The sequence below is a fragment of the Streptomyces sp. NPDC035033 genome (assembly GCF_040636735.1).
In the GTDB taxonomy this organism is placed as follows: domain Bacteria; phylum Actinomycetota; class Actinomycetes; order Streptomycetales; family Streptomycetaceae; genus Streptomyces.
In genome coordinates, this window is sequence record NZ_JBEZUZ010000135.1 from 1 (window position 1) to 14,200 (window position 14,200).

Annotated in this window: 10 protein-coding genes; 2 read left to right on the forward strand and 8 right to left on the reverse strand. The window is 76.4% G+C overall.

All coding sequences use genetic code 11. From position 1 onward, the window contains the following. The coding region (locus AB0E83_RS32980; RefSeq protein WP_362120087.1) for an NAD(P)-dependent oxidoreductase at nt 1-755 on the reverse strand (755 nt) is incomplete at its 3' end. Nucleotides 756-962: 207 nt separating this feature from the next. Here AB0E83_RS32980 and AB0E83_RS32985 point away from each other — a divergent pair. Further along, nucleotides 963-2,114 carry a hypothetical protein gene (locus AB0E83_RS32985; RefSeq protein WP_362120089.1) on the forward strand — a complete coding sequence of 384 codons (1,152 nt, stop codon included), beginning with the start codon at nt 963-965 and terminating at the stop codon, nt 2,112-2,114. Between the two features lie 9 nt (nt 2,115-2,123). Here the strand turns inward: AB0E83_RS32985 and AB0E83_RS32990 are convergent, their stop codons facing one another. The 7 genes from AB0E83_RS32990 to AB0E83_RS33020 all read right to left on the reverse strand — a co-directional run bounded on the left by AB0E83_RS32990 (nt 2,124) and on the right by AB0E83_RS33020 (nt 12,548). Continuing rightward, the gene (locus tag AB0E83_RS32990) at nt 2,124-3,356 is read right to left on the reverse strand and encodes an amidohydrolase (RefSeq protein ID WP_362120090.1); all 1,233 of its coding nucleotides are present in this window, start codon (nt 3,354-3,356) and stop codon (nt 2,124-2,126) included. Nucleotides 3,357-3,397: 41 nt separating this feature from the next. After that, nucleotides 3,398-6,166: a SpoIIE family protein phosphatase gene (locus AB0E83_RS32995; RefSeq protein WP_362120092.1), complete on the reverse strand. Its 2,769-nt coding sequence runs from the start codon at nt 6,164-6,166 to the stop codon at nt 3,398-3,400. After that, nucleotides 6,163-8,172, reverse strand: coding sequence for a SpoIIE family protein phosphatase (locus AB0E83_RS33000; protein WP_362120102.1), 2,010 nt, complete (start codon nt 8,170-8,172; stop codon nt 6,163-6,165). Before AB0E83_RS33000 ends, AB0E83_RS32995 begins: the two co-directional genes overlap by 4 nt. Before the next feature lie 180 nt (nt 8,173-8,352). Beyond that, on the reverse strand, nt 8,353-9,561 hold the full coding sequence (locus AB0E83_RS33005) for an MFS transporter (protein ID WP_362120094.1): 1,209 nt from the start codon (nt 9,559-9,561) through the stop codon (nt 8,353-8,355). Between the two features lie 48 nt (nt 9,562-9,609). Next, a complete protein-coding gene (locus tag AB0E83_RS33010) occupies nt 9,610-9,993 on the reverse strand; it encodes a hypothetical protein (protein WP_362120104.1) in 384 nt (127 codons plus the stop codon). A 237-nt stretch (nt 9,994-10,230) separates the two neighbouring features. Continuing rightward, nucleotides 10,231-11,679 carry a penicillin-binding transpeptidase domain-containing protein gene (locus AB0E83_RS33015; RefSeq protein WP_362120096.1) on the reverse strand — a complete coding sequence of 483 codons (1,449 nt, stop codon included), beginning with the start codon at nt 11,677-11,679 and terminating at the stop codon, nt 10,231-10,233. A gap of 98 nt (nt 11,680-11,777) precedes the next feature. Further along, nucleotides 11,778-12,548 (reverse strand): IclR family transcriptional regulator, encoded by a 771-nt coding sequence (locus AB0E83_RS33020; protein ID WP_362120098.1) that lies wholly within the window; start codon nt 12,546-12,548, stop codon nt 11,778-11,780. A gap of 142 nt (nt 12,549-12,690) precedes the next feature. On the opposite strand from AB0E83_RS33020, the gene AB0E83_RS33025 reads away from it, so the two are divergent. Then, nucleotides 12,691-14,184, forward strand: coding sequence for an aldehyde dehydrogenase (NADP(+)) (locus AB0E83_RS33025; protein ID WP_362120100.1), 1,494 nt, complete (start codon nt 12,691-12,693; stop codon nt 14,182-14,184). Nucleotides 14,185-14,200: the final 16 nt, after the last annotated feature.

A 14,200-nucleotide genomic window follows, 5' to 3' on the forward strand; every position in this document is an offset into this window, starting at 1 on the left:
TCCGGGCTGCCCTCCGGGGGCAGGCCCTGAGCGGCGATCAGCTTCTCCGCGTACACCTCCGAGTCGTCCTCCGGCGCGTAGCCGAGCGCGCGGGCGCTCGACAGGTCCCACCACTGGCGGGTGTTGGCGGAGGAGCCGTGGACCACGGTGTGGCCGACGTCCTCGGCGGTGAGCGCGGCGTGCAGCAGGCGGGCGCAGTCGGCCGGGCTGAGCCAGAGGGAGAGCATCCGGACCGAGGTCGGCTCGGGGAAGCAGGAGCCGATGCGGACCGAGACGGTCTCGATGCCGTGCCGGTCCCAGTAGAGCTGCGCCAGGTCCTCGCCGAAGCACTTGGAGAGGCCGTAGAAGGTGTCGGGCCGGTGCGGGGTGGTGACCGGCACCGGCGGCTCGCCCTCCCGGGGCCGGCGGGTGAAGCCGACGGCGTGGTTGCTGGAGGCGAAGACCACCCGGCGGACGCCCTCCTCGCGGACCGCCTCGTAGAGGTGGTGCAGGCCGGTGACGTTGGCGGCGACGATCGCGTCGAAGTCCGCCTCCAGGGAGATGCCGGCCAGGTGCACGACCGCGTCCGTCCCGCGCACCGCCTCGCGCAGGGCCGCGCGGTCGGCGAGGTCGGCGACGATCGCGTCCGGGGCGCCGGGCACCGGGACGGCGTCGAGGAGGCGGAGCGCGTAGCCGTACGCCGGGAGCAGCTCCCGCATGAGGGTGCCGACGCCGCCGGCGGCACCGGTGAGGAGGAGGGTGCGGGGTGCGGGCATCGGACGGTTCTCCTCGGCTGGGGCGCTGACCCGGAGGGTGCATTCACGGACGTGGACACGCTAGGGAGGCGTTCGAGGGGCCGTCAAGGTCCTGCTCCACGGGCTTGGGCGGCCTTGACCGGGGGGCGGGGGAGGGCTAGCATGCGGACCTCGTTCATGGATGTGAACAGATCAGGACCTCTGCGGCACGTACTCCCGGGAGCGCTCGTGACCACCCCCGCCCGTCCCCGAACGGGAGCCTTCCTCTACCCCTGGGACGTCGACGGCGACCCCGCCGCCCCCGCCCTCCTCGCCGGCCTCGGCGTCCAGCAGGTCACCCTCGCCGCCGCCTACCACTCCACCCGGGCGCTCAGCCCCCGCCACCCGGGCCACCGGGTGGTCACCGCCGAACACGCCGCCGTGCTCTACCCGCCGGACCCGGCCCGCTGGGCGGGCCGCCGGCTCGCCCCGTACCCGGCGGGCGACTGGGCCCCCGGCGACGCCTGGGCGCGCGCCGCCGAGGCTCTCGACGGCACCGGCCTCGCCGTGCACAGCTGGGTCGTCCTCGCCCACAACTCCCGGCTCGGCGCCGAGCACCCGGACACCTCCGTGGTCAACGCCCACGGGGACCGCTACCCCTGGGCCCCCTGCGTCGCCCACCCCGAGGTCCGCGCGCTGCTCGTGGACCTCGCCGCCGAGGCCGCCGTCCGGCCCGGCGCCGCCGGCACCGAACTGGAGTCCTGCGGCTGGTACGGCTACGCCCACCTGCACGCCCACGACAAGACCGGCGGCGTCCCCCTCGACGACCGCGCCCGGCTGCTGCTCTCGCTCTGCTTCTGCCCCCACTGCCGCCAGGGGTACGCCGGGGAGGGCGCCGATCCCGACGCGCTCGCCGCCGCCGTCCGCGCCGCCCTCGCCCCCGTCTGGGCCGGCACCGGCCCCGCCGGGCAGCTCGGCGGCCACGAGGCGCCCGCCCTCGCCTGGCGCGCCCGGACCGCCCGCTCCTTCCAGGAGGCCGCGGTCGCCGCCGTACGGGCCGCCGCCCCGCCCGGCTTCCGGGTCCTGCTGCACGCCGACCCCGACCCGTACCGCTGCGGCGCCGACGCCGGCACCGACCCCGCGCACGTCCTCGGCCTCGCCGACGGCGTGGTGGCCCGCCCCGGCCGGCTCGCCGCCTTCGCCGCGCACCTGCCGCCCGGCGCCACCCTCGCCGCCAACCTCTCCGTCGTCGCCGGCATGGGCGGCGCCCCCGGCCGGCTCGCCGAGGACGCGCGGCGCGCCCTCGCCGAGGGCGCCGGCGAACTCCGCCTGTACCACGCGGGACTGGCCTCCGACGCCGATCTGGCGGCGGTCCGCGCGGCCCTGGCGGAGCTCGGCTGAGCGGCGGTCTCAGACCAGACGGCCGTCCCGGGCCACCACCCGGCCCGCCCGCACCACCAGGTCCCGGCGCGGCTGGTCCACCACGACCTGCGGCAGGCACTCGCCCTCGACCAGCATGAAGTCGGCCGGGGAGCCCGGGCGCAGATCGGCGGCCGGCAGCCCCATCAGCTCGGCGCCGCCCTCGGCGGCGATCCGGAAGCAGGCCTCCAGCTCCTCGTCGAGCCGGGCGTCGAGGGCCCAGCCGGCCAGCCAGGCGCGGTGCAGCATGTCGCCGTTGCCGTACGGGCTCCAGCTGTCGCGGACGCCGTCCGAGCCGAGGCCGACCGTCACCCCGCGCTCGGCGAGCCGCCGGAACGGCAGGACCGTCGTCTCGCCCAGCGCCACCGTCGTCAGCGCCACCCCGGACTCCGCCAGCAGATCGGCCACGGCGTCCAGTTCGCGGCCGGCCAGGCCGGCGACGGCGAAGGCGTGCGCCACCGCCACCTTGCCGCCGAGGCCGGCGGCGCGGGTGCGGGCGGCGATGTCCCGGATCACCGCGAGGCCCGGCTCGCCCCGGTCGTGCAGGTGGATGTCGAGGCCCAGGCCGTGCTTCTCGGCCAGCCCGAAGACCAGGCCCAGCTGGTCGCCCTCCCGGTCGCCGCCGGCGTCGAAACCGGTCGGGTCGATGCCGCCGACATGGCTGACCAGACCGCTCGCCGCCGCCTCGGCGAGCAGCTCCGCCGCGCCCGGCTCGCGGACCACGCCGTGCTGCGGGAAGGCGACCAGCTCGACGTCGACGATCCCGGCCAGCTCCGCGGCGGCCCGGGCGACGCCCGCGACGCCGGCCAGGCCGTAGGCCGGGGCCACGTCCACGTGGGCCCGCATCGCGCGGGTCCCCCGGGCCGCCGCGTGGGACATCAGGCGCAGCGCCCGCTCGCCCACCGGGGTGGGCAGCGACCGGGCCAGGTCCACGTCCCCGGCCACGTACTCGGCGATGCTCCCGGCGGGCCGGCGGCGGTACCAGGGCTCGCCCCAGGAGGTCTTGTCCGGGTGGATGTGGGCGTCCACCAGGGTCGGCAGGGCCAGCCGCCCGCCGCCGTCGACCCGCTCGACGGCCACGTCCCCGGGGAGCTCGGGGACCAGCACGCCGTCGACGGCGATCAGGTCGCCGGCCGGGCCGCCGAAGGGGCGTACGTCGTGGAAGAGGGTCGCGGTGCGGGGCGCGGGGCTCATGGGGTCTCCTTCGGCTCTGGCGGATCCCATTTGGTATACCATGTGGCGCCGCCGTTCCGTCGAAGCCCTCCTCACCAGGCCAGCTTCTCCAGGGCGTCCAGGTCCAGGGCCGCCGTCGGCGCCGGGCCCGGACCGCCGCCGCCGCCGTCCGGCCCCACCCGCAGCTCCGCCCAGATCGTCTTCCCCCGCCGCCCGTACCGGGTGCCCCACCGCTCCGCGAACCGCGCCACCAGGTACAGGCCCCGGCCGCCCTCGTCCGTGTCCGCCGCGTGCCGCAGGTGCGGCGAGGTGCTGGAACCGTCCGACACCTCGCACACCAGCGTCCGGTCGTACAGCAGCCGCACCCGCACCGGATCCGCCCCGTACCGCACCGCGTTGGTGACCAGCTCGCTCAGGATCAGCTCCACCGCGAAGACGGTCTCCTCCAGACCCCAGTCGGCGAGCTTGGCCGCCGCCGCGTTCCGCACCGGCGACACCGCCGCCGGGTCCCGCGCCACCTCCCACTCGGCGATCCGGTCCGCCGGGAGCCGCCGGGTCCGCGCCACCAGCAGCGCGATGTCGTCCCGGGGCGCCGGCGACAGCAGGTTCGCCAGCACGTCCGCGCAGATCTGCTCGGGAGTCCGCTCCGGCCGCTCCAGGGTCCTGCGCAGCAGCCCCAGCCCCGTCCCCAGGTCCCGCCCGTGGTCCTCCAGGAGCCCGTCCGTGAAGAGCACCAGCTTGCTGCCCTCCGCGAGCCGCAGCTCCGTCGACTCGAACGGCACGTCCCCGAGACCGAGGCCGAGCGGCAGCCCCGACGCCAGCGGCGGGAACTCCACCCGCCCGTCCGCGCCGACCACCGCGGGACCCGGATGCCCCGCGCTCGCCACCGTGCACACCCCGGACGCCGGATCGTAGATCGCGTACAGACAGGTCGCGCCGGTGATGGTCTCCTCCCGCCGCTCCCCGTCGCCCACCGCGGCCGCCGGCTCCGCCTCCTCGTCGATCCGCCCCGTCAGCTCGTCCAGGTGCCCCAGGATCTCGTCCGGCGGCACGTCCAGCGTCGAGAAGTTGTGCACCGCCGTCCGCAGCCGCCCCATCGTCGCCGCCGCGTGCAGCCCGTGCCCCACCACGTCGCCCACCACCAGCGCCACCCGCGCCCCCGGCAGCGGGATCACGTCGAACCAGTCGCCGCCCACCCCCGCCTTCGCCGGCAGGTAGCGGTACGCCACCTCCACCGCGTTCTGCTCGGGCAGCACCCGCGGCAGCAGGCTCCGCTGGAGCGTCACCGCCATCGCGTGCTCCCGGGTGAACCGGCGCGCGTTGTCGATCGCCACCGCCGCCCGCGCCGCCAGCTCCTCCGCGAACTCCAGGTCCTCCTCCCCGAACGGCTCCGCCGTGTCCGCCCGCCAGAAGTTCGCCATCCCCAGCACCACGCCCCGGGCCAGCAGCGGCACCGTCACCAGCGAGTGCATCCCGTACGCCAGGGCCCGCGCCGCCCCCTCCGGGTCCTGCGCCCGCCAGCCCTCCGCCGCCGCCAGCTCCGCCTCCACCACCGCGTGCCCGGTCGCCAGCGCCACCGCCATCGGCGTGCTCGGCACGTGGAACCGGATCATCTCGCCGACCGGCTGGAGCGACTGCTCCGCCCGCACCCCGCTCAGCGCCGTCCGCCGCATCTCCGACAGCGTCGCGTCCTGCGGCGGCTCCTCGCCCCGCAGCACCGGTTCGAGGAGCTCCACGGTCGCGAAGTCCGCGAACCGCGGCACCGCCACCTCCGCCAGCTCCTCCGCCGTCCGGACCACCTCCAGGGTCGTCCCGATCCGCACCCCCGCCTCGTACAGCAGCTGGAGCCGGCCCCGGGCCACCTCCGCCCGCCCGGACAGCGCGGCCAGCTCGGTGGTGTCCCGCATCGTCATCACGCTGCCCGAACCGGAGCCGTCCGGGACGGTGGGCCGCACGCTCACCGCGAGGAGCCGGTCGCCCGCCCGGTGCACCTCGTCCGTCGCGGTCCGCCCCGACTCCAGGAGCTCGACGGTGCGGGGGTCGAGCCCGAGCTCCGCGACCGGCCGCCGCTCGGCGTCCGCCGGCAGCCCGAGCAGCCGCCGCGCCTCGTCGTTGGCGAGCAGCAGCCGCTTGTCCGCCCCGACGATCAGCACCCCCTCGCGGACCGCGTGCAGCACCGCCTCGTGGTGCTCCTTCATCCGGGTCATCTCGGCCGGCCCGAGCCCGTGCGTCTGGCGCCGCAGCCGCCGCGACACCAGCGCCGCCCCGCCCACCGCGAGGAGCAGCGCGCCGCCGCCCGCGGCCAGCAGCACCACCAGCCGCCCCCGCACCACCTCGCTGATCGACTGCACCTCGATGCCGCTGGTCACCATGCCGACGATCCGGCCCCGGTCGTCCACCACCGGCACCACGGCCCGCACCGCGTCGTTGGGCGCGCCGTGGAAGGTCTCCGTGAACGACTCGCCGTCCACCACCGCCCGGCTCAGGTCCCCGGTCGCCTTCTTCCCGATCAGGTCGCTCTCCGCGTCCGTGTACCGCACCCCGTCCGGGCCGAGCACCGCGACGAAGTCCACCCCGGTCGCCACCCGGGTCTGCTCCGCCCGCTCCTGGAGCGCCGCCGTCGGATCGGGCGAGACCAGCGCGTCGTCCACGCCGGGCGCCTTCGCGAAGGCCTCCGCCACCGCCAGCGACCGCGTCCGGGCGTCCCGCAGCACGTCCTGCCGGGCCTGCTGGAAGGTGACCAGCACCGCCGCCACGACCAGCAGGAGCGCGATCAGCCCCTCCAGGGCGAGGACCTGCCCGGCGAGGCTCCGCAGCCCCGAACCGCGCCCCGGCGACGGCGTGACCCGGCGGGCCGTCATGCCGTGCTCCGCGCGATGAGCAGCGCCACGTCGTCCTGGGCCCCCGGGCGGCGCAGGTCCCGCAGCAGCCGGTCGCAGCTCTCCTCCAGCGACAGCTCCCGGGTGGCGTCGACGAGGGAGACGAGCAGCGCGAGCCGTTCGTCGATGGAGGCGTCCCGGGTCTCGATCAGCCCGTCCGTGTACAGCACCAGCCGGTCGCCGGGCAGGAACGGCACCCGCGCGGTGCGGAAGGCGCCCCCGCCCACCCCGAGCGGCACCCCCGGGGACAGGCCGACCAGCCCGGCCGGGCCGTCCGCCGGGAGCCGGACCGGCGGCAGGTGCCCGGCGTTCGCGATCCGGCAGCGGCCCCGCCGGGGGTCGTGCACCGCGAACAGGCAGGTGGCGATGAAGTGCTCCAGGCCGACCGTGATCCGGTCCAGGTGCCGCAGCACCTGGGTGGGGGAGAGGTCCAGGTCGGCGAAGGCCCGGGTGGCCGTCCGCAGCCGGCCCATGGTCGCCGCCGCGTCGATCCCGCTGCCCATCACGTCCCCCACCACCAGGGCCGTCTTGTCGTCGGGCAGCGCGATCACGTCGTACCAGTCGCCGCCGACCTCGCTGGACGCCTGGGCCGGCTGGTAGCGGGCCGCCACCTCCAGGCCGGGGCGGACGGGCGGATCGCCCGGCAGCAGACTGCGCTGGAGGGTCACGGCCGCGTTCCGCATGCTCTGGTACCAGCGGGCGTTGTCGATGCCGACCGCCGCCCGGGCGGCCAGCTCCGCCGCCAGCAGCACGTCCTCCTCGTCGAACGGCAGCGGGTGGTGCCGGTCCCGCTTCAGGTCGAGCGCCCCGAGCACCTCGCCGCGCGCGATCAGCGGCACCGCCAGGTACGAGTGGACCCCGGCCCGCGCCAGCTGCCGGGCCGCCTCGGGGCCGCGCGCGATCCGCGGCAGGTCCTCCGGCCCGACCCGGGCCACCAGGACCGGCCGCCCGGTGTGCACGCACCGGGTGACCAGCCGGTCCGCCCCGTACACCGCGACCGAGCCGGGCGGGTCGGCGGCGGGCAGCGCCTCCGTCTCGTGCCCGGCCTTCACCGCCAGCGCGCGGAAGAGCGCCGGGCCCTCCTCGGGGGCGCCCGGCCGGCGCAGCGAGAGCACCGAGTCGAGGACGTCGACGGCCGCCACGTCGGCGAGCGCCGGCACCACCACCGACGCCAGCTCGTCCGCGGTCCGCTCCACCTCCAGGGTGGTGCCGATCCGCGCCGAGGCGTCCGCGAGCAGCACCAGCCGCCGCCGGGACCGGTCCGCCGCCGCGTCCGCCCGGTGCCGTTCGGTCACGTCGACCACCCAGGCCGCCACCCCGAGCACCCGGTCGGCCGCCTCCAGGCGGTAGAACGACACCGACCAGGCGTGCTCGCCGCCCTCCGGGTCGGCCGGGGCGGTGCCGGTCACCTGGAGGCCGAGCAGCGGCGTGCCGGTCTCGAGGACCCGCCGGGCCGCCTCCTCCAGGGGCGCCGCGTCCACCCCCGCCAGCACCTCGGAGGGCCGCCGCCCCAGGTGGCGGGCGGCCGGCATCCCGTCGAACCGCTCCAGGGCCTCGTTGACCAGCGCGTACCGCAGCTCCGTGTCGAGGACGGCGAGGCCGATCGGGGACTGGGAGACCAGCCGGTCGGAGAGGGCCAGCTCGGTCTCCACCCGGGCCACCGCCGACCGGTCGGCGGCGATGCCGAGCGCGTACAGGTCGCCCAGGTCGTCGGTGAGCCGCATGTTGCGGAACTCCACCTGGCGGGTCGAGCCGTCCTTGTGCCGCACGGGGAAGGTGCCCGCCCAGGTGGCGCCGCCGCGCAGCACCTCGCCGAAGAGCCGCACCGCCTCGTCCCGGTGCTCCTCGCCGACGATCAGCCGGGCCACGTACTGCCCGAGCGCCTCGTCGGCGCGGTAGCCGAAGAGGTGCTCCGCCTGGGGGCTCCACAGCACGATCCGGCCGGCCGCGTCCACCACGACGGCCGCCACCCCGAGGACGTCGAGCAGGCCCCGCGCGCCGAAGGCCGTCCCGGAGGAGGGGACGGCGGCCGCGTCGCCGCGCCCCTCCTCCGTGCCCGTGCCCGTCTCCGGGAAGGAACCGGCCGTCACCCTGCCCTCCTCCCGCCGAGCCCGCCGCCCCTTCCATGCTCCCCGGCCCCCCGCGCGCACGCACCACGAGGGCGTCCGTCAGGAGCGGGCGGCGGTCTCCCCGGGCGCGGATCCCCCGGCCGCGGCCCCGCCCCGCGCGCGTACCGCGGCCGCGGCCGTGACCGCCGCCCCGGCCAGGCCGGCCACCGCGAGCAGCGGCAGCAGTGTCCGGACGTCCACGGCGGTGACCAGGGCCGCGCCCAGCGCCAGCGCCACCGCGTTCGGCACGAAGACCGCCGTCTGCGCGGTCGCCGCGATCCGCCCGACGGCCTCCGCCGGCGCCTCCCGCTGGACCGCCGTCATCGCCGCCACCAGGACCCACGGCATGCCGAGCCCGATCACCGCGCTCGCCGCCAGGGCCGCCGGCTCGTACGGCAGCGCCCGCGCCCCGGCCGCCGCCGCGAAGAGCGCGAGCCCGGCGGCGGCGAGCGTCCGCTCCGGCACCCGGCGCAGCAGCGGCCCGGCGGTCAGCCCCGCCAGGACCGAACCGGCGCCCTGCGCCGCGTACAGCACCCCGGCGTACGCGGGCGGCCGGCCGAGCCCGTCCACCACCGCGTACACCGCCGCCCCGTTCACCCCGGCGAGCAGCATGGTGAAGGCGCCGGCGGCCACCGGCGACCGCATCGCCGGCGAGGCGGCGAGCAGCCGGACGCCCTCGGCGGTCTCCCGCCGCCAGGCCCCGCGCGTCCGCGCGGCCGGCGCCGGCCGCTCCTCCCGGACCCGCATCGCGGCGAAGGCGGCCGCGGCCAGGACGAAGGTCGCCGCGTCCAGGAGGGCGACGGGGCCGCCGCCGAACCGGGCGAAGAGCCCCGCCGCGGCCAGGGGGGCGATCAGCTTCACGGACTCGTTGGCCGTCACGCGCCACCCGTTGACCGAGCCGAGCCGGTCCTTGGCGAAGCCGGTCGCGAGCAGCGCCTGCTCGGCCGCGTCGTGGACGGAGCCCTGCGCCCCGTACAGCACCAGGACGGCGAAGAGCAGCCACACCCGGTCGGCCGAGGTCACCCAGAGCAGCAGCGGCAGCACGGCGGCCATCGCGACGTCGAGGACGATCAGCAGCGGCCGGCGGCGCACCCGGTCCGCGACCGTGCCGAGCAGCGGTCCGAGGAGGGCGGGGGCCCACAGGGCGAAGGCGGTGAGGGCCGCGAGGCCGTCCGAACCCGTCAGCGACTTGACCCAGATCCCGGAGACCAGCCACATCGCCGTCGTCCCGAACCCGGACACGACCACACCCGTCAGATACCAGCGCATGGACGGAGCGTGCCGTCTGAGGCGGCCCGCCGGGATCGGGCAACCGCCCTATTCGCCGGGCCGGGACCGCTTCTCGTGCCACAGCGCCGCCCCCGTGACCACGGCGCCGAGCCCTTCCCACAGCCCCACCCCGAGGAAGCCGGAGGGGGCGCGGCCGGTGACGACCGCCAGGGTGAAGACGGCGCAGGTGAGGAGCCGGAAGGGGACCGTCCAGCGGAAGAACGCCCGCCAGTCGGCGAGCGCGGCGAGCACGTAGTAGACGCCCATGTTGAGCGCGGCCATGGAGGAGGCGGTGAGGAAGACCAGCGTGTGGTCGCCGTCCGCGCGCCCGCCGGCGGGGACCGGCTCGAATCCCATCACGGTGAGCAGGGCGTCCGGGGCGGCCAGGCCCACCACCCCCAGGGCGGCGGCGAGGAGGCCGAAGACCGCCATGGTCCAGCCGGACAGCGAACGGGGCAGGCGACGCACGACGGTCCTCCGCGGGACGAGCGAGAGCGGCAGTTCGAAAGGGTGCCCGGTGTTCGAGCGTGTCCCTGCCTATCGCACGGAGGGCCGCCGGGGCCAATCCGGGCCCCGGGGACGTCACTTCGGGCCCGGCGCCCACCGCTCCCGGGCCTCGCGCCGGGGCCTCGCGCCGGGGCCCGGCCCGTCGCGCCGGGCCCCCGCGCGTCACTTCAGGGCCGCCGCCATCATCTTCTGCGCCACCGGCGCCGCCAGGCCGTTGCCGCTGACCTCGGAGCGGGCCGCGCCCGAGTCCTCGATCATCACGGCCACCGCCACCTGCTTCCCGGTCGACGGGTCCTTCGCGTAGGAGGTGAACCAGGCGTACGGCGTCTTGCTGTTGTTCTCGCCGTGCTGGGCCGTGCCCGTCTTGCCGCCGACCTCGGCCCCGGCCACCGCCGCGTTGGTGCCCGTGCCCTCCTCCACGACCGTCACCATCGCGCTGCGCAGCTGCTCGGCGGTGGCGGAGGAGACGATCCGGGTGGCGTCGCCGTCGTCGAAGGACTCCAGCGCGTCGCCGTCGGAGTCGACCACCTCGGAGACCATGTGCGGGGAGGCGAGCCGCCCGTCGTTGGCGATCACCGCCGAGACCATCGCCATCTGGAGCGGGGTGGCGGTGACTTCGAACTGACCGATGCCGGTGAGCGCGGTCTGCGCCCGGTCCATCCCGGACGGGTAGACGCTCGCGTACGCCCGGACCGGCACGTCCCGCTCGTCGTCGCCGAAGCCGAACCTCTCCGCCATCGCCCGCACCTTGTCCTGCCCCAGGTCGGCGGCCATCTTGGCGAAGACGTTGTTGCAGGAGTACTGGAGCGCGGTGCGGATCGTGGCGTCCTCGCAGGGCGCGGAGGCGTTCTCGTTCCTCAGCACCGTCCGGGTGCCCGGCAGGGTGTACGGGTCGGGGCTCTCGGTCCGCACGTCCACGGAGGAGTACAGGCCGTCCTCCAGGGCGGCGGCCGCGACCACCAGCTTGAAGGTGGAGCCGGGCGGCAGCGGCTGCCGCAGCGCCCGGTTGACCAGCGGCTTGTCCGGGTCCTCGGTCAGCTCCTTCCAGGCGTCGCCGTCCGTCGTCCCGGCGATCCGCGAGGGGTCGTAGGAGGGCGTGGAGACCATGGCCAGGATCCGGCCGCTGACCGGGTCGATCGCGACCGCCGCGCCCTTCTTGTTCCCGAGCGCCCGGTAGCCGGCCTTCTGCACGTCCGGGTCGATCGTGGTGACGACCGTGCCCGGCTCCTGCTGCTTGCGGGTGACCGCGTCCAGGGGGTTCTTCAGCCGGTCGTCGGTGCCGTCGAGGACCCCGGACCAGATGCCCTCCAGCTGGGTGGCGCCGTACGCCTGCGAGCTGTAGCCGGTGACCGCCGCGTACAGCTCGCCGTCCGTGTACGTGCGCTCGTACGCGAGATCACCGCTCTCGGCGCGCTTCGAGCCGGTGACCGGCGCGCCGGCCACGACGATGTTCCCGAGCGGTTGCGCGTACTGCGCGATGGTCTTCCGCCGGTTCTTGCTGTCGTTCGCGAGCGCCTTCCCCTCGTACGCCTGCACCCAGGTGGCCCGGCCCAGGAGGCCGAGCACGAGGAGCAGCACGAAGACCGAGGTGCGCCTGATCGTCTTGTTCATGGCACCAGGGGGGACGAACGGGGCGGCGGAAGACGTTCCGGGTGGGGCCCGATTCTCAGGAAACGTTCATACGGCACGCATCCGCCCCGGGCCCCGGCTCACAGCCGCCGGGTCGCCAGGGTCAGCCGGTCGCGCGCGTCGAAGAGGGCGTCCTTGATCAGCTGCTCGTGGCCCGGGGTCAGCCGGGCGACCGGCACCGAGCAGCTGAGCGCGTCGCGGGCCGGGCTGCGGTAGGGGATCGCCACCGCGAAGCAGCGCAGCCCCAGGGTGTTCTCCTCGCGGTCCACCGCGTACCCCTGCTCGCGCACGGTCCCCAGCTCCTCGATCAGCCGCTCCCGGTCGGTGATCGTGCGCTCGGTCACCGCCGGCAGCGTCTCCGGGAGCAGCTTCCGCACCTGCTCGTCGTCGTGGGTGGCGAGCAGCGCCTTGCCGAGCGCGGTGGAGTGGGCGGGCAGCCGGCGGCCGACCCGGGTGAAGGGCCGCAGGTGGTGCTGGGACTGGCGGGTGGCCAGGTAGACCACGCTGGTGCCGTCGAGCCGGGCGAGGTGCACGGTCTCGGTGGTGTCGTCCGAGAGCCGGTCCAGGGTGGCCCGGGAGGCGGCCACGACCTCGTCGCCGTCGATGTACGAGGTCCCCACGAGCAGGGCCCGCACCCCGATGCCGTACCGGGTGCCGGTGGCGTCGGTCTCCACCCAGCCCAGCTCGACCAGGGTGCGCAGCAGCATGTACAGGCTCGACTTGGGGTAGCCGACGGCCTCCTGCACGGCGGCCAGGGTGTGCATCCCGGGCCGTCCGGCGAAGAACTCCAGCAGTTCCACCGTCCGCACCGCGGACTTCACCTGCGCACCGCCCGTGTCGGCACCCGCCATGATCCCGCCCTCCTCCCTGACGTCCCGGACTTCCCGGTGACCTTGTGGGAACACCCGCGCCGTCAATAGAGTCCACCCACGGGCGTTCATGAACAAGAACGTCGTTCATCATAGTGAACAAGAGCGAACGAGGGGTGTGGCGGTGTCGGCAACAGCAGTGTGGAGTGTGGACCCCCGGACGGGGAAGCGGCGCGAGCGGGTCGCGACGGAGGCCACGCCCGCCGGCGTCGACCGGGCGGTCCGCGCCGCGCACGCCGCCCGCGAGTCCCTCGCCGACCGGACGGTCCGGGCCGCCTTCCTGCGGGCCGCCGCCGACCTCCTCGACGCCTCCGCCGACGAGGTCGTGGCGACCGCCGACGCCGAGACCGCCCTCGGCACCCCCCGGCTCACCGGCGAACTCGCCCGCACCACCGCCCAACTGCGGTCCTTCGCCGAGGTCGTCGAGGAGGGCTCCTTCCTCGACGTGCGGATCGACCTGCCCGACCCGTCGGCCGTGCCGCCCCGCCCCGACCTGCGCCGCTGGAAGATCCCGCTCGGCGTCGTCGCCGTCTACGCCGCCAGCAACTTCCCGCTCGCCTTCTCGGTCCCCGGCGGCGACACCGCCAGCGCGCTGGCCGCCGGCTGCCCGGTCGTCGTCAAGGCCCACCCCGACCACCCGGCCACCTCCGAGCTGACCGCCGGCCTGCTGCGCCGGGCCGCCGCCTCCCGCGGCCTCCCCGAGGACGTCGTCGTCCTGCTGCACGGCTTCGAGGCGGGCGTCGAGCTGGTCCGCCACCCGCTCGTCGCGGCGGCCGGCTTCACCGGCTCCGTACGCGGCGGCCGGGCGCTCTTCGACGCGGCCGCCGCCCGCCCCGTGCCGATCCCCTTCCACGGCGAGCTCGGCTCCCTCAACCCGGTCGTCGTCACCACCGCCGCCGCCGCGGAGAAGGCCGAGGAGATCGGCGCCGGCCTGGCCGGCTCCATGACCCTGGGCGGGGGCCAGTTCTGCACCAAGCCCGGCTTCGTCCTCGCCCCGGCCGGCGCCGACGGCGACCGCTTCCTCGACGCCCTCGCCAAGGGCGTCGGCCAGGCCGGCCCCGCCGTCCTCCTCGACCACCGGATGCGCGCCGCCTTCGTCGACGGCGTCACCGAGCGCGCCGCCCTCGACGGCGTCGAGGCCCCCGTCGTCCCCGGCGCGGCCGGCGAGCACGCCGTCACCGCCGGTGTCCTCACCGTCGACGCGGCCCGGCTCGCCGACGGCGGTCACGGCCTCCTCCTGGAGGAGTGCTTCGGCCCGGTCACCGTCGTCGCCCGCTACGCCGACGAGTCGCAGATCGCCGCCGTCCTCGCCCTGCTGCCCGGCAACCTCACGGCCACCCTGCACATCGCCGGGGAGGACGAGGTCGCCGCCCCGCTGCTCGCCGCGCTCACCCCGCTCGCCGGGCGCGTCCTCGTCAACGGCTGGCCCACCGGCGTCGCCGTCGCCCCCGCCCAGCACCACGGCGGCCCCTACCCGGCCACCACCTCCACCTCCACCTCGGTCGGAGCCACCGCCGTCGAACGCTGGCTCCGCCCGGTCACCTACCAGTCGACCCCGCAGCACCTCCTCCCGCCGGAGCTCCGCGACGGCAACCCCCTGGGGCTGCCCCGGCGCTGACCTGGCCGGCCGGGTC